The sequence below is a fragment of the Nocardiopsis sp. NPDC050513 genome, from assembly GCF_044457925.1.
Taxonomy (GTDB): Bacteria; Actinomycetota; Actinomycetes; order Streptosporangiales; family Streptosporangiaceae; genus Nocardiopsis.
This window is the reverse complement of record NZ_JBITHK010000004.1, coordinates 453,529-469,739: the sequence shown is the minus strand read 5'-3', so window position 1 is coordinate 469,739 and position 16,211 is coordinate 453,529. Positions and strand designations below refer to the sequence as shown.

General features: G+C 71.8%; 11 protein-coding genes. 10 read left to right on the top strand and 1 reads right to left on the bottom strand.

The annotated features are described in order from the left end of the window. Positions 1-87: 87 nt before the first annotated feature. Both ACIBFB_RS10080 and ACIBFB_RS10075 read left to right on the top strand, forming a co-directional pair. A complete protein-coding gene (locus tag ACIBFB_RS10080) occupies positions 88-867 on the top strand; it encodes a hypothetical protein (protein ID WP_397228339.1) in 780 nt (259 codons plus the stop codon). A 49-nt stretch (positions 868-916) separates the two neighbouring features. Next, positions 917-2,191: a S8 family serine peptidase gene (locus tag ACIBFB_RS10075; RefSeq protein WP_397228337.1), complete on the top strand. Its 1,275-nt coding sequence runs from the start codon at positions 917-919 to the stop codon at positions 2,189-2,191. Positions 2,192-2,256: 65 nt separating this feature from the next. Here the strand turns inward: ACIBFB_RS10075 and eccCa are convergent, their stop codons facing one another. After that, positions 2,257-6,231 carry a type VII secretion protein EccCa gene (eccCa, locus tag ACIBFB_RS10070; RefSeq protein ID WP_397228335.1) on the bottom strand — a complete coding sequence of 1,325 codons (3,975 nt, stop codon included), beginning with the start codon at positions 6,229-6,231 and terminating at the stop codon, positions 2,257-2,259. 216 nt (positions 6,232-6,447) lie between these two features. On the opposite strand from eccCa, the gene eccD reads away from it, so the two are divergent. The 8 genes from eccD to ACIBFB_RS10030 all read left to right on the top strand — a co-directional run bounded on the left by eccD (position 6,448) and on the right by ACIBFB_RS10030 (position 16,208). After that, complete coding sequence (gene eccD / locus ACIBFB_RS10065; RefSeq protein ID WP_397228333.1) at positions 6,448-7,848, top strand: type VII secretion integral membrane protein EccD; 1,401 nt, start codon at positions 6,448-6,450, stop codon at positions 7,846-7,848. A 1-nt stretch (position 7,849) separates the two neighbouring features. After that, positions 7,850-9,295 (top strand): type VII secretion protein EccB, encoded by a 1,446-nt coding sequence (gene eccB, locus ACIBFB_RS10060; RefSeq protein ID WP_397228331.1) that lies wholly within the window; start codon positions 7,850-7,852, stop codon positions 9,293-9,295. Positions 9,296-9,362: 67 nt separating this feature from the next. After that, complete coding sequence (locus tag ACIBFB_RS10055) at positions 9,363-9,692, top strand: hypothetical protein (protein ID WP_397228329.1); 330 nt, start codon at positions 9,363-9,365, stop codon at positions 9,690-9,692. A 34-nt stretch (positions 9,693-9,726) separates the two neighbouring features. Continuing rightward, positions 9,727-10,023: a WXG100 family type VII secretion target gene (locus tag ACIBFB_RS10050; protein ID WP_397228327.1), complete on the top strand. Its 297-nt coding sequence runs from the start codon at positions 9,727-9,729 to the stop codon at positions 10,021-10,023. Between the two features lie 155 nt (positions 10,024-10,178). Then, positions 10,179-12,662 carry a hypothetical protein gene (locus tag ACIBFB_RS10045; protein WP_397228325.1) on the top strand — a complete coding sequence of 828 codons (2,484 nt, stop codon included), beginning with the start codon at positions 10,179-10,181 and terminating at the stop codon, positions 12,660-12,662. A 61-nt stretch (positions 12,663-12,723) separates the two neighbouring features. Continuing rightward, positions 12,724-15,567, top strand: coding sequence for a hypothetical protein (locus ACIBFB_RS10040; protein WP_397228323.1), 2,844 nt, complete (start codon positions 12,724-12,726; stop codon positions 15,565-15,567). Further along, the gene (locus tag ACIBFB_RS10035; RefSeq protein WP_397228467.1) at positions 15,458-15,790 is read left to right on the top strand and encodes a YbaB/EbfC family nucleoid-associated protein; all 333 of its coding nucleotides are present in this window, start codon (positions 15,458-15,460) and stop codon (positions 15,788-15,790) included. Before ACIBFB_RS10040 ends, ACIBFB_RS10035 begins: the two co-directional genes overlap by 110 nt. A 52-nt stretch (positions 15,791-15,842) precedes the next feature. Next, positions 15,843-16,208 carry a hypothetical protein gene (locus tag ACIBFB_RS10030; protein ID WP_397228321.1) on the top strand — a complete coding sequence of 122 codons (366 nt, stop codon included), beginning with the start codon at positions 15,843-15,845 and terminating at the stop codon, positions 16,206-16,208. Positions 16,209-16,211 lie beyond the last annotated feature (3 nt).

Below are 16,211 nucleotides of genomic sequence, written 5' to 3'. Positions count from 1 at the left end.
TGGAGATCTCGGATGACTCGCGCGCCACAGCCCGCACAAGACAGCCAGGTCCGCCTTCCCGCGCGAACCAGATGGGAGACACCACACATGGCCGAGACCGCACGCAACGGCACGGGCCACTACGCGCATTCCACGTCGACCCCGATCCGCTACCAGCCCGTAGCCTCGGGCGGCCGGGTGATCGCCTACCTGTGGGCCTCCACGGAGGAGGAGGCGGCGAGCTGCGTCATGGTTCTGGCCGCCGCCGAGCCCGTCGACCGCCTCCGGGCCGCGGCGGTGTGGTCGGACCGCCTCCACCGCGCCCACGACCAGGGCCTGACCGCGCTGCAGGCGCTCGAACACTGCCGCGACGCTCAGGAGGACCCGGTCGCGGGGACGGTCAGCGGCCCCGCACAGGACGCGGCGAGCCTCGACGACCTCTACGAGCTCGCCAACCCCGGGCACGAGAGCGCTCCCCCGCCGGTCCGCGACCGCGCGGAGGAGGCGGGGCCGGGGCGGGCACCGGACTGGGGACCGCTGAGCCCGTTCACCCTGGACGTGCGCGCCTACCACCCGACCACCGAGTCGGCCGTGCGGTACCTGCCGGTCCTCGTCCAGGGCGACCTCGTCGGGTACCTGTGGGCCGCCGAGACCGACGACGCCGCTTCGTTCCTGGCCACGGTGCGGTCCAAGGCGCGGGGCTCGGTCGCCAAGTCCCACTGGATCCGGTGGATGGTCGAGCGCAGGCGTGAGGACCTGAGCCCGCTGGAGGCCCTGCGCCGGGCCGCCCGCGAACCCGACACCCCCCACGGCGGTCGGGTCCCCCCGGACACCCCCGAGGCGACCGCACCCAGTCTGCGGGCCCTGGAGGAGATCGCCTGGACCTGACGGACACCGCCCCACCACGGATCGCGAGCGAGGACGAGAAAGCAACCCGATGGACCGACAGCGCCCGACACCCGGCCGCGCCGCACACACCACCCGACCGGTCCGCGTCGCGCTGGCCGCGCTGCTCGCGTTCGGCCTGGCCCCCTCCCCGGCCATGGCCTCGACGGACGAGCCCGCGGCACTGCCGCAGATCACCCAGTTCAAGGGGGCCGACGACGCCTGCGCGGCATCCGGCGCGGACGTGGTCGCGCGGGTGCCCTGGACCTCGCAGGCCCTCGGCCTGGCCCGCGCCCACGAGCTGAGCCGGGGACGCGGGACGTCCGTCGCCGTCCTGGCCACCGGCGTGGACGGCGGGGTGCCCGCCCTCGCGGGCGCGGTCGAGGGCGCCGACGCCGGCGACTGCCTGGGGTACGGCACCTTCCTCGCCGGAGTCGTCGCGGCGCGCCCTCTCCCGGACAGCGGCCTGGTCGGGGTGGCTCCGGAGTCGATGGTGGTCGGGGTCCCCACCGGGGACGCCGACACCGGCCTCGCCTCCCCGGCGGACATCGCCGCCGGGATCACCGGGGCCGTCGGCGCGGGCGCCCGCGTCATCCTGGTGGGCACCGCCGCCTTCCAGGGGTCCGGGGCCCTGGACGAGGCCGTGGCCGCGGCGACCACGGCGGGCGCGCTCGTCGTGGCCCCGGCCACGGTGCCCACCCCCGACGGCCCGTTCCCCGGGTACCCGGCCCAGAACCCGGCCGTGCTGAGCGTGGCGGCCCACGACGCCGCCGGAGAGGTCGTGCTGGGCGATCCCCTGATCCTCCCCAGCGGCGCGTTGGCGCGGATCGACGTCACCGCGCCGGGCGACCGTGTGCTGAGTGTGGGGCCGGACAGCGGGGGCCACGTCACGTCGGGCGGCGACGGGGTGGCCGCCGCGTTCGCCGCGGGGGCGGCGGCGCTGCTGATGTCCCGGGAACCGGACGCGGCCCCGGCCGAGATCCGGGAGCGGCTGATGTCGACCGCCTACGGCACCGCCCTGGGGCCGAGGGACCCGGTCGCGGGCAGCGGACGGATCGACCCGCTGGGCGCGCTCGCCGCCGACCCCGCCGTGGCCGCGGAGGAGGCGGCGGCACGGGTGGGCGGGGAGGCCCTGGTGCCCGGACCGTCCGGTCTCGGGTCGGTGGAGGCGCCGGTCACCATGGCGGTGGTGGGCGGCTCCGCGCTGGTCGTCGTGCTGTGCGGGGTGGGCGGCGCGGTGCTGCGTCTGGGACGGGCCCGGGGGTGGCGCCCGGCCGCCCCGGACGAGCGGGTGACCCCGGAGGAGGACCCGCGGCCGATGATCTGAGCCGGTCGGACGGCCCCGGGGCCAGAGCGTCGCCCTCCGGGACCGTCGGACCGGTGCGGGGCGCGTTACTCCTCCGCTCCCTCGGCGATGGCCAGCTGAACCTCGACCGGGTCGCGCCGGGAGATCCACAGCGCCCGGCCCGGCGGCATCTTCCGCGCCCTGACGTTGCCGAACAGCATGCCCTCCGACGGCGGGACGGACAGCATGATGCTCGGCGTGTTGAAGTCGATCAGGGAGCGGATCACGGGGTCGGTGCTCGCCCGGGAGAACCCGCCCGCCGCGTGCACGAGGATGACGTGCATACCGATCTCGGCGCCCTGGGAGAGCATCGGCATCAGCGGTGTGAGCGGGCTGGGGCCGCTGCCGCCGGAGACCATCTCGAAGTCGTCGATGACGATGAACAGCTCCGGGCCCGTCCACCAGTCGCGCTTGCGGATCCGGTCCGGGGTGACCTCCGGTCCCGGCAGCCGGGCCTTCATCGCCTGGGCTGCGGCGACCATCATCTCCTTGACGTTGTCGGCCGAGACCGCGTAGCCGAGCCGCATCTCCTCGGGGATGGCGTCGTAGAGCTGGCGGCGCTGGTCGGCCAGGACCACGCGGGCGGTGGCCGGGTCGTAGTGCTCGCGGATGGCGTTGGTGATGTGCCGGAGCAGGGTGGTCTTGCCGGTCTCGGTGTCGCCCACCACGAGCAGGTGCGGGGTGGCGGAGAAGTCGTGCCAGAACGGCTGCATCCGGCGGCTCTCCAACCCCAGCGGGATCTTGAGACCGCCGGTCTTGGTCAGCTGGGACGGCGGCATCTCCGCCGCGTGCAGGACGGGGGGCAGCGTGCGCACGGGCGGGGCCTCGGGACCGTCCCAGGCGGCGCGGATCCGTTCGGTCAGCTCGTTCACGCCCGCCGAGAGGGTCACCGGGTCGGCGTCCCCGTCGGCGCGGGGCAGGCCGGTGAGGAAGTGGTGCTTGCTCTCGGTGATCCCGCGGCCCGGTGTGCGGGGCACGGTCTGGGCGGCGCGCATGTGGACCATGGAGTCGACCGGGTCGCCCAGCCGCAGCTCGAACCGGGTGCCCATCAGGTCGCGCACACCCGTGTTGAAGTCCGCCCAACGCGGCGAGGCCACCACGACGTGCAGGCCGTAGTTGAGACCGCGCTGTACGAGCTGGACGATGGGGGCGACCAGGTCGACGTAGTCCTGGCGGATGGTGCCCCAGCCGTCGACGACGAGGAAGACGTCGCCATGGGGCTGGTCGGCGAACTCCCCGGCCGCCCGGCGGCGCCGGTAGGTCGCCATCGAGTCGATGCCGTGCTCCGCGAAGAACGACTCCCGCCTGGTGACCAGCTCGTGCATCTCCATGACGGTGCGGTTGATCCGCCGCTCGTCCGTGCGGGCCGCGACGCTGCCCACGTGCGGCAGCGAGCTGAGCGTCTGGAGGACGCCGCCGCCGCAGTCGATGCCGTAGAACTGCACCTGGGCAGGGGTGTTGGTCACCGCCAGGCCGAGGATGAGCGAGGCGAGCAGGGTGCTCTTTCCGCTCTGCGGGCCGCCGGCGACACCCACGTGGCCGCCCGCGCCGGTGAGGTCGGCGACCAGCGGGAGCCGCGTGTGCTCGAAGGGGCGGTCGATGACGCCGAGCGGGACGCGCAGCCGCCCCTGGTCCGTCCAGGCCAGCCCGCCCTCGGGCATCCGGACACCCACCATGCGCTGGAGCTCGTCCATCAGGGGCGGCACGTCCAGCGGCGGGAGCCAGACCTCGCGAGCGGTGGGACCGCGGTCGTGCAGCGCCGACAGGGCCGTCCCGAGCAGGGTGTCGGGCTCCTCGTGGGGCTCCTCCTCGACGGGCTCCTGCGGTGCGATGTCGGGCAGGGGGACGTGGAAGTCCATGAAGGGGACGACCTCGCTGCCGACGGTCAGCCGGTGCGCGGTGCGCGGTCGAACCCGGTAGGCGCCCGAGACGTAGGCGGCCTTGAAGCGGGTGAGGGTCTCGGTGTCGGTCTTGAGGTAGCCGTTGCCGGGCGCCGACGGCAGTTGGTGGGCGTCGGGGACGCCGAGGACGCCGCGGCTCTCGATCGCGGAGAACGTGCGCAGCGCGATCCGGTAGGACAGGTGCCCCTCCAACTGGTGCATGCGCCCCTCGTCCAGCCGTTGGGAGGCCAACAGCAGGTGGACGCCGAGGCTCCGGCCCAGACGGCCGATCATGACGAACAGGTCCATGAAGTCCCGGTGCGCGGCCAGCAGTTCGCTGAACTCGTCGACGACGACCAGCAGGGTCGGCATCGGCTCCATGGAGGGGTCGGACTCCCGGGCCTTCTCGTACTCGTGGACGGAGCTGAAGTTCCCGGCGGCGCGCAGCTGCTCCTGGCGGCGGACCAGCTCGCCGTTGAGCGCGTCCTGCATGCGGTCGACCAGGATGGCCTCGTCGGCCAGGTTGGTGATCAGCGCGGAGGTGTGCCGCAGGCCGTCGAGCCCGATGAAGGTCGCACCGCCCTTGAAGTCGACGAGGACGAAGTTCAGCGTCTCGGACGAGTGCGTGAGCGCGAGCGCCAGGACCAGGGTGCGCAGCAGTTCGCTCTTGCCCGAACCGGTCGCGCCGATGAGCATGCCGTGCGGTCCCATGCCGCCCAGCGCCGACTCCTTCAGGTCCAGCTCCAGCGGGGCGCCCTCCGCGCTGATGCCGATGGGCACCCGGAGCCGGTTCTTGGGGTGCAGCTCGCTCCACATGCGCTCGGCGTCGTGGTCGTGCAGGTTGGCGATGCCCACCAGGCTGGTCAGCTCGAAGTCGGTGGTCAGCGGCTCGGTGACCTCGACCTGCATGCCGATCCGGTAGGGGGCGAGCAGACGGGCCAGGCTGGTGGCGCGGGTCAGGCTGAGGACGTCGGGGCGGCCGAGGGAGGTCTCGACGGCGCGCCCGCTGTGGTCCTGCGAGAGCATGACGAGCTCGTCCGCATCCACCCGCAGGGACAGGGTGTACGGGTCGTCGTCGGGCGGCATGGGATCGACCACGTCGATGACGACGGCGTTGCGGTAGCCTCCGCCGAGCAGCCGCGACCCGGCGGGCACATCGCCTCCGTCGACCACGATGACGGTGTAGGGCTCCTCGCGGTTGGGCACGCCGGAGGGGTCGAAGCGCGGGCGGTCGGCCAGTTCCTCGCCGAGCAGCCGCTCCAGTTCGATCGCGTTGTCGGTGAACAGGCGGGCGGGTCCGGCCCCGTCGCGTTCGGTGGGGTGCTGGGTGTGCGGCAGCCACTTCGTCCACGACCACGCCTCGCGGGTCTCCGCGGACGCGCACACAGCCACGCGCAGTTCGTCGTGGGCGTGGAAGACCGCCAGTTGACCGATGAGCGCGCGGACCAGGGCACGGCAGCTCGCCTCGTCGCCGCGCAGCGAGAGCCGGGCGTAGCCGCGCAGGTAGACCTGGACGGGCTGGTCCTCGACGGTGCCGTACGCACGGATGAACCGCCGCAGGGCGTGCGCGCTGAGGGGTTCGAGGTCCTCCACCGGTTTGGACGAGACCGGCGAGATGGTCATGGCCATCGCCTGCTCGCCCACGCCGACGCGCACCTCGGCGAAGTCCTCGTCGTCCGCGCGCCGCTCCCACAGCCGCGAGGTCCGCACGATCGACCACAGGGCGTCGGGTTGCGGAGCCCGCCAGAGCATGGCGTCGCGCTGTTCGGTGACCACGTCGCGCAGCCGGGCGCGCATCTGCTTGAGGTAGCGCAGGTAGTCGCGCCGGTCGTCGTTGAGGGCGCGTCTGCGCTCCAGCATCGTGCGCAGGTACTGGCCGCCGAGCATCGCCACGGCGCCGGTGAGCATCATGCCGCCCGCGACGTAGGGCATCGCCCCGCCGACGCCGCCGCCGGAGCCGCCGGGACGGATGAACAGCATCATCATCGCCATCGAGGTGAGCGCCATCGGCAGGTACATGAAGACCGACGACATGCTCGACTGCGGCTCGGACAGCTCCGGCGGCTCCTGGAGCGTGATCTCGCCGCTCGGCAGGTCGGGACCCGGGCGGCGCGGTGGTCGGCGGACGAGGATCGTACCCACGAAGCTGGGCCTCCCTAACCGGGCGAAAGAGATGTCCACCCCGAATTCGTCTCGGGTTCGAGGCGGTCCGTTCACATGATGCCAAGCAAACGCTATTGTTGTCACACGAGATCACACATACAGAACTGACAACCAACACAGTTCCAAAGTCGTGTGACGTGACGTCATGGCCCGTCACACGTGGGAACACATCACCCCCGAGGGGTGGGAAACCGCATGACCGACCCTGCCGCCGCGGATCTGTGCCGACTCGTGATCCGCGCCCCCAGCAGGTCCTTCGAGATCGCCGCGCCGTCCGAGGTGCCGCTGTCCGAGCTGGTGCCGACCTTCGTGCTCTACGCCGAAGGAGACAACGGCGAGGACCTCGACGAGAGCGGACTGGAGCACGACGGCTGGGTCCTCCAGCAGCTCGGCGACGAACCGTTCGAGGAGGACGAGACCCTCCGGTCCCTCGGCCTCTGCCACGGTGAGACCCTCTACCTGCGTCCGCGCCGCGACCAGCTCCCGCCCATCCACTTCGACGACCTCACCGACGGGGTCGCCACCGGCATGGCCGAACGCCCCGACCGCTGGCGCCCCGAGTACTCCCGCGTCCTCCTCCAGGGACTGGGCCTGGCGGTCCTGCTCACCGGACTCGCGGTCATGGCGATCGGCGGCTTCGGCACGCTGACCGCGCTGACCGCCGCCTCGTCCGCCGTCCTCATGCTGCTGTCGGCCGCGGCCGCCTCCCGGGCCATGGGCGACCTGCCCGCCGCCACCGCGCTCGCCGCCCTGGCCGCCCTGTCCATGGCCCTGGCCGGCGCCGCCGTTCCCGTCGGCGAACCCGGGTTGAGCCTGCTCGGCGCGCGGATCCTCAGCGGGTCCATGACCGCCGCCGGGGCGACGGTGCTCGGCCTTGCGGCCGTGGCGGGATCCGTACCCTTCTTCACGGGACTGTTCGCCGTCGAGGTCCTGACCGTCCTGGGGGGCATCGCACTGATGTTCGTGCCCGGCGCCTCGGTCCCGGCCGTCGCCGGAATGGTCGCCCTGATCGCCCTCCTGGTCGGAACCTTCGCGCCGCAGCTGGCCTTCCGGCTCTCCGGGCTGCGTCTGCCCCCGCTGCCCTCCAACCCCGACCAGCTCCAGGAGGGCATCGACCCCTACCCCGCACGGGCCGTCCTCGACCGCACCCACCTGGCCGACCGGTTCCAGACCGGCCTGTACGCCGCGACCGGCGCGGTGCTCACCGTGTGCCTGGTCGTCCTGGCGGCGTCGCCGGGCTGGGTGCCGGTGACGCTGTGCGTCATCGTGGCCCTGGTGCTGCTGCTGCAGACCCGCGGCGTCGCGAGCGCCTGGCAGCGCGCCTTCCTGGTGGCTCCGCCCTGGATCGGGTTGACCGCGTTGACGGTCCTGTTCGCGTGGACGGCCGATCCCTTCCCCCGCTCGTTGGCCCTGATCACGCTGTTCGCCGTCACCACGGTCCTGGCCATCGTGTCGTGGACCGTGCCCGGACGCCGCCAGCTGCCGCACTGGGGCCGCGCGGCCGAGATCGTCCAGTCCCTGCTGTGCGTGGCGATCTTCTCCCTCGTCCTGGCGGGCTTCGACGTCTTCGCCGCCCTGCGCGGGATCGGCGGGTGAGATGCAGTCACGTCGCGACCGTGTCATGGCGCACAACTTCACCGTGGGGCGCCTGGGAACGGCGATGCTGGAGGCCGACCCCGACGCGGTCGACGCGCCCATGCGCCGCACCCGCACCAGCACCTTCATCGGCCTGGCCATCGCCGCGCTGCTGTGCGTCGGGTTCCTCGTCTTCGGGCTGATCTTCCCCGGCGGGGCCACCACCTGGCGCCAGGAGGGCACGCTCGTCATCGAACGCGACAGCGGCGCCGCCTACGTCTACTCGGACGGCACGCTGCGACCGGTCGCCAACTACGCGTCCGCCCGCCTGATCCAGGGCCAACAGGCGAACGCCTCCCTGGTGAACGCGGGCTCCCTCGAGGGCGTACCGGTGGGCGGCCCGGTCGGAATCCCCGGCGCCCCCGACTCCCTGCCCGGCGAGGAGGCGCTCGCATCGGCCGTCTGGAGGGTGTGCGCACTGCCCGAGGACGACGGGCGCGCGCGCACGGCGCTGACGATCGGCGCGGCGCCGGATCCCACACCCCCGGGCGACGGGGAGGCGGTCCTTCTGTCGGGGCCCGACGGCGGCCGCCATCTGCTCTGGCGCGGCACCCGGCTGCGGCTGGACGAGGAGGGCGGCGCCGTCCAGGCCCTCGGCTACGGGACGAGCCCCGCCTACCCCGTGACGGCGGCGTTCCTGGACACCGTGCCCACGGGCCCCGACCTCACCGCGCCGGTCGTGCCGGGAGCCGGAACGCCGGGTCCCGCCCTCGCGGGAGCCCAGCGCCGGGTGGGCCAGGTGTTCGCCGTGTCCACCCCCGACCAGCCGGACCAGAACTACCTGTTGACCGGTGAGGGGCTCGCGCCCCTGACCCTTACCGAGGCGCTGCTCCTCCTCGCCGATCCGGAGAACGGGGCGGCCGCCTACCCGGGCGCCGCCCCCGAGACGGTCACGCTCGCGGCGGCCGAGGCGCACGCCAACCTGGCGGCGGGCGGCGAGGACGCGACCAGCGAGGACACACGACTGCCCGCGACGCCGCCCGAGCTCCGGTCCGTCGACGGCCGCCTGCCCTGCCTGCGGCTCGGCGACGGCGGATCGCTGTCGGCGACCCTGGACGAGTCCGGTTCCGTCAGCGCCCTCCCGGTCCAGGAGGTCCCCGCGATCGCCCCCGGATGCCCGACCCCCGACCTGATCGGCATTCCGTCCGGAGGCGGGGCCGTGGCGCGGGCCCGGCCCGTCGGCGGCGACACGGGCAGTTCCACCCACTACGTCGTCTCCGACGCGGGGGCCAAGTTCCCCGTGCCGGACGACGACGTCCTGGCCAGCCTCGGTGTGGGCACCGGATCGGCGACCGAGGTGCCCACGTCGCTGCTCAGGCTGCTGCCCACCGGGCCGCTGCTCCACCCCGACGTCGCCGCCCTGCCCCTGGGGCCGTCCGAGCGCGCCGAGAACCCGGGGTGCCCATGACCACCGCCCAGACCGAGGATCCGGCTCCGCGCCGGACCTGTGATCCAGCGAGGAAGGAGAAGACCGCATGTCCGAAGGTAGGACACGGAGTACAGAGCAGGCCAACGGAATCGCCCAGGAGGCGATGACGGAGGCCCACACGACCTGCAACACCGTCTACACCAACGTGGACGGCACGCGAGACACGCTGCGTGCGTCCTGGCACGGCGCCGCCGCCAACAAGTACAGCGAGGCGCTGGTCGGCTGGTTGGAGGAGCTGCGGCTCATCACCAACGACATGAACCAGATGATCGGCACCTTCGGCGGCACCGTCAATGCCATGCACAACGCCGAGGACTCGAACCTCGTCGAGGGTTCCCGCTGGATGAGCGACCTCAACCCGAACCAGGCCGGCTGACCCTCGCCCCCCACGGAAGAAAGGCCACACGCACATGGACGGTTTCGACGTCAGTTACGCCTACGTCGACGAGGCGACGCAGCAGCTCCGGGTCCAGACCGACACGGTCGCCAACGCGATCGAGACCCTGGACATGCAGATGCAGACCGTCAGGGCGGACCTCGAAGGCGCCACCGCCGAGGCCTACGACGCCAAGGTCAAGCAGTGGCGGCTGAACGTCGCCGACATGCGGACCCTGCTGGGCCGGGCCGAGATGGCACTGAACCAGATCCGCAACAACTACTCCGGGACCGACAGCCGCGAGGCGGTCGAGTGGGCGTCGCTCATGTAGCGCACCCGCCACAGCACTCCCGGCACGCACCCCCGGGCGGGCGGCCACTCCCCTCGTACCGCTCGCCCGGGTTCCCCACCCCGACCACCCCCGAACCGCCCCGCCCGGCGGTGCCGGACCCGACCCCCCGACCAGTTCGCGTCTGAGGAGCTTCCGTGACCGAGCAGAACGAACCCCTCGACTTCACCTCCGCTCTGCTGGGCCCCCTTCCGTCCACGGCGACCGAGGGCGACGCCGAGGGCGAGATCCATGAGGCCGTCCTCTTCGCCGACCAGGCGACACAGTCCGGGGCCGCGCAGGCGCGGGTGGCCGCCGCCACCGGGCCGATCACCATCGATCCCGCGACGGGCCTGATCTCGATCCTGCACGGTTCCCACTCGGTCACCGTCGACCCGGCGTCGGGGGACGTGGTCATCGACCCGGCCGGGACCGATGTCACCGTCGACGAGCGGACCGGCCGGATCATCCTGGGCACACCGACCGTCGAGGACGCCGCCGGAACGGCCGAGGGGGTCGTGCTCGAGCCCGTGCGGGCGACCGAGACCGTGGTCGTGGAACCGGCCGTCGCGGTGGAGGCGGTGGAGACCGTGTCCGTCAGCGCCCCCGAGGAGGGGGATGTCTCCTCGGTGCTGGTCGGCGAGGAGCCGGTGCGGCGGGCGGACGAACTCGACGGTCAGGTCGTCTACGAGGCCGACGCCCTGACCCCGGCGGAACCGCTCGAGCGGATCGCCGTCCCCGCGCGGGAGGGCGAGCCCGCCCTCCCCGAACCGAGGATGCGACCCGTGGAGCCCGCGGAGCCGGGCACCGAGCCCGAGATCCACGAGGCCGACCTGATCAGCGACCCGTCCACGGAGTCCTCGGACAGCGATCAGGGCGAGGACGGCGACGGGTCCCCCGAGATCACGATCGATCCCGAGACCGGGCTCATCACCATCGACACCGGAGGGTCGCGGACGGAGTCGACCGACGAGGAGTCCACGGAGGGGAACGAGGGCGACGGCGGCGAGGGTACGGGTGAGGAGGCCGAGATCTCGGTCGACCCGGACACCGGCGTCATCACCATCGAGGTCGGCGACCTGCGGATCGAGGTGGATCCGGAGACCGACACGATCACCGTCGATCCCGGAGACGGGGAGGTCACGACCGACCCCGAGACCGGCGTCATCACGATCGAGGAGCCGGAGGAGGACGCCTCGGGCGACGGTGGCGGCGACGTCACCGGCGACGGGGACTCCGAGGGCGAGGAAGCGGGCGGTGAGCACTCCGGGGGCGACGGCCCCGCCGGTGAGGAGTCCGGCGGCGACGGCTCCGGAGACGGGGGTTCCGCCAGCGAGGGCACCGGAGGCGAGGAAGCCGACGACGAGTACCAGCGCGGTGAGCACACCGAGGGCGGGTACCCGGGCGGCGGCGGTCACCCCCGCGGCGAACACACCGAGGGCGGGTACCCGGGCGGCGGCGGTCACCCCCGCGGCGAGTACACCGGAGGCGAGCACGAAGGCGGCTCGGAGGAGGGACCGCAGGACCACTCCGGCAGCGGGCGTCCCGGAGACGAGGGGACCGAGTCCACCGGGGAGGGGAGCGGCGACCCGGAGGAGGGCTCCGAGGAGTTCTACCGCAGCGAACACCCCGGGGACGAGGAGACCGGCGGCGACGGCTCGGGCAGCGGAGGTTCCGGTGGTGAGGGCACTGGCGACCCGGAGACCAGTGGTGAGCGGGAGATGGAGGCGCTCGCTCCCTACCAACCAGGTCTCGACGGGTACGGCGACGACGAGGAGTCCAGCGGCGACGGGACTGGCGGTGAGGGAACCGAGTCGGGCGACGGGCAGTGGATGAGGGCCCTGGACCCCGACCAGCCGGTCGGTGTGGAACCGGACGAGGACGATGAGGAAGACGAGGACGAGGAGAGCGAGGAAGGAGCCGGGGACGGCGACGAAGAAACCGAGGGCGAGGACGGTGAGGAAGGAGACAACGACGAGGACGCCGACAGCGACGGTGACGGCGTTCCTGACAGCAAGGACAAGGACGACGACGGCGATGGCGTCCCCGACAGCGAGGACGAGGACCACGACACCGACGGCGACGGCATCCCCAACAGCGAGGACGAAGACGACGACGGCGACGGCATCGCCGACATCCACGACGAGGACACCGACGGGGACGGCGTCCCCAACAGTGAGGAGAAGGGCGACGGCGCGGGCGAAGGCACCGCCATCGACTTCGAACGGATCAACCAGTTCCACCAGAACTTCCTGATTCCCCTCCGCGAGCGGTGCAGCGAGGAGGTCACCCGCTTCTCCGAATACGCCGGGGGGCCGCCACAGGAAGGTCACTTCATCCTGATCGGGAACGGCAGTTTCCTGCCGATCGCCAACTCGCTCGCCACGGAGATCGACACGTCCGTGGCGAAGATCCACGAGATCGTGGCCAATCTGGAATCCGAGTTCATCGTGATCTCCGACCGGCTGGCGAACAACGCGGCCGTGTTCCTCGACCTGGAGGAGGAACAGGAACTCACCGCCCAACAAGTCGTGGAAATCCTCGGCCCCACCTCGGTCGGCTCCTCGGGCAGCGGGAGCGGCGGCTACCCGTACCCCGGGGGCAATGGCGGCGATGAGGGCGGCGACAGCGACGACGAGTAGCCCGAACGGGACACCGGAACCAGCGTGACAGGCCGTTCGACCGAGGAGGAGTGAGGAGCGGATGCCGGAACTGCACGAGATCATGAACATCTTCGCCGACAGCGAGGACTCCGAGGGGTCGCATCCTCAGATGCCCCCGGTGAGCAGCGTCCTCGACCCGCTCTGGCTCGACCTCGGCCGGTACCACTTCTGGGAGGACGACCACTTCATCAAGGGGTTCGACTTCAAGAACGTCGACCGGTGGTGGCGCTACTACGACGGCGGCGGCACCACAGCCTCCGCCTCCTACTACTACTACGGAGGGTGGGACTACGCGGGCTACAAGATGCAGGACCAGCTCTGGACCGGGGACGACTCCGCGGAGGCCAAGTTCCTCAAGGGGCTCGTGGACCTGGCCCAGGTGGCGGCCCTGGCCCATGGTTCGGAAGCCTCGACGTCGTACAACCAGACCACCATCTGGGACATCTCGACGCGCGTCGCCTCCCTGGACGACTTCCTCCAGGACTACGTCGGCGGCGAGGACGCCGGACTGATCAAGGCGTACCAGGGGATCGACGTACCCGACGGCGCCATGCGGGGCAGTGCCGCCGCCGCGTTCGCGGCGAGGATCTACGACCTGGCCAAGCGTCTGGGGGACCTGAACGTCCAACTGGACCGGTTCCACAACGGGGTCAACGACCTTCGCAGCGCGATCATCCCCAAGGCTGGCGCCCTGCTCGGGGCGGTCCAGACCGCTGTACAGAGCCCCAACGGCACGATCAAGGGGACGATCGACAACTGGTACTTCGGCACGGCCGCCGGATCTGAGGAGTTCCACAGCGAACGCGAGCAGTTCACCATCCTCTATCACACCGATCCGCCGGTGCGCGGGATCGTCGGCGACTCCGTCACCGACTCCAACATCAACAACGAGCTGAAGATGCGGTGGAAGGAGGCGTACAAGCCGGTCTTCGAGGCCGCCAACGATCTCTACAACACGATGAGCAGCCACTACGAGACCATCGCCACGCGGCTCCTGCCCATCCGGGATCCCGTGGGCGGACTCCCTCCCGGCTACAACGATCCGGGCGGTTCCGGAGGCGACGGAGACCAGAACTCGGACTCGGACGACGACGGCGTTCCCGACTGGTTGGAGGACCTGTACGGGGACGGTGAGGACGGCCCGGGCGGCGACCCCAACGACGTCCCCGACTGGCTTAAGGACCTGTACGACAACGAGGGCGGTTCCGGAGGCGAGGGTCCCCCGCCTCCGCTGGACGAGAACTTCCCGGGCGGCGACGGCCTGGACAACCCGTTCGGCGACGACCTGAACGACCTGTTCGGCGGCCCCGGCGGCAACGGCGACGGATCGACGATCGGCCCGCCGTTGAACGCCAACTTCCCCGGCGGCGACGGCTTGGACAACCCGTTCGGTTCCGGCGGCGGATCGACGATCGGCCCGCCGTTGAACGCCAACTTCCCCGGCGGCGACGGCCTGACCGACCCGTTCGGTTCCGGCGGCGGATCGACGATCGGCCCGCCGTTGAACGCCAACTTCCCCGGCGGCGACGGCCTGACCGACCCGTTCGGTTCCGGCGGCGGATCGACGATCGATCCGCCGTTGAACGCCAACTTCCCCGGCGGCGACGGCACGACGGGCGGCCTGGTGCCCCCGCCGCCCTTCCTGAACGGGCCGGGCGCCGGTTCCACCGGCAACGACCGCTCGCGCCAGGACCCGCCGCTGAACACCGGCTTCCCCACCACTGAGCTGGAGTTCGACCCGGACACCGGACTGCCCCTCAACCCCCAGACCGGCGAGCCGTTCCCGGTCGACCCGGAGACGGGCCTGCCGTTCAACCCGGACACCGGTTTGCCGATCTCCTACGATCCCGAGACCGGTCGGGTGCTGCCGATCGACCCGGTCACGGGCGAGCCCGTCCTCCCTGGAGAGCAGGGCACCCAGCTGGAGTTCGACCCGGACACGGGTCTGCCGATCGACCCCGAGACCGGCGAACTCTTTCCGCTCGATCCGGACACCGGCGTGCCCTATGACCCGGACACCGGTCTGCCGATCAACTACGATCCCGAGACCGGTCAGGTACTGCCCATCGACCCCCTCACCGGGGAGCCGATCAGCCCGGTCGAGTACCCGGACCTGTCGGGCGACGGCGGTCCGGGGGCGTTCGACCCGGGGCTGCCGACCGACTACGACCCCGGTGACGGGCCGTCCCTGCCCATCAACCCGGTCACCGGACAGCCCTACGACGTCGACGACCTGGGCCTGTCCTACCCGATCGACCCCGAGACCGGCGAGCCGATCACCAGCGGATTCACCGGAGGCCGGGGGCCTGGCGACTACGAGATCCCGCCGCTGTCCACCCCGGATCCGGTCGGACTGAACTACGGCGGCCCGACCGAGTCGGACGGTCCGGGCGGCCTCACCGACGACGACCGGTCCGTCAACCGGTCCTCCCAGTTCCAGGGGGGCCAGATGACGGGCGACGGCTCCGTCGCGTCGCCGGGCGCCGGCGGCCCCACGAGCCAGGGCCCGGGCGGCACGGCCGCCCAACAGGGAACGCCGCCCATGATGCCGCCGATGATGGGCGGCATGGGAGGCGCGGGCGGTCAGGGAGAGCGGGAACGGCAGCGCTCGACCTGGTTGTCCGAGGACGAACGCGTCTGGGGGACGGCCTCCGACGCAAGGCAGACAGTACTGGGACGGCCCGGACCGGGCGGCCCGAAGAAGGGAGCGGCACGCCATGACTTCGTGGAATCCGGAGCAGATGGAACAGGAGTTGGCACGTCTTCACGAGACGCTGGCGAAGGTCGATCGCGCAAGCGAAAGCCTGGCATCGGCAACCGAGGAGGTCGTGGCAAAGAGCAGGCTCGTGGGGGCCAAGGTGAACGCGAGGGGGGAACTGGTTGAGCTGAAGTTCCACAACCAGAACTACCGCGACATGGCCCCCGCCGAACTGGCCTCCGCCGTCATGGACGTCATCACCCAGGCCCGGAAGAAGATGGCCGACCGCGTCTCCGAGCTCTACGCGCCGCTCGTGCCCGAGGGCCTGGACGTCAACGAGGCGATGAACGGCGAGCTGGACACCCGCGCCATGTTCGAGCGGATGGGCATCCCCCTGCCGCCGCAGTAGCCGACGGGGCGCGCACCGCCGCCCCTCTCCCCGACCGAAAGGCGTCACCACCGTGTCCAACGGCAACGACCGCTTCTCCGGGTCCCCCGAGGACCTCGCCAGAGACGGCTCCTACATCTACTCGGCCGCCGAGTTCACCCAGGAGACCATGTCCAACTACGAGCAGGTACGCGTGCCCCTGGGCACCCCCTGGGGCGACAAGACCCTCGAAGGGGACGACTTCGCCAAGGACTACGACAAGGTCTTCACCCAGCTGGAGGAGAACTTCGACATCTACACGAAGGCGCTGGTCAAGGCGACGGCGGACACCGCGGACAACCTGCTCAAGACCGCGAGGAACCTGGGCGGGACCGAGTCCGCGAACGAGGAGATCGCGGCCGTGCCCGGCACGGACACCGACTCCGGCGGACGCCGGTGACCC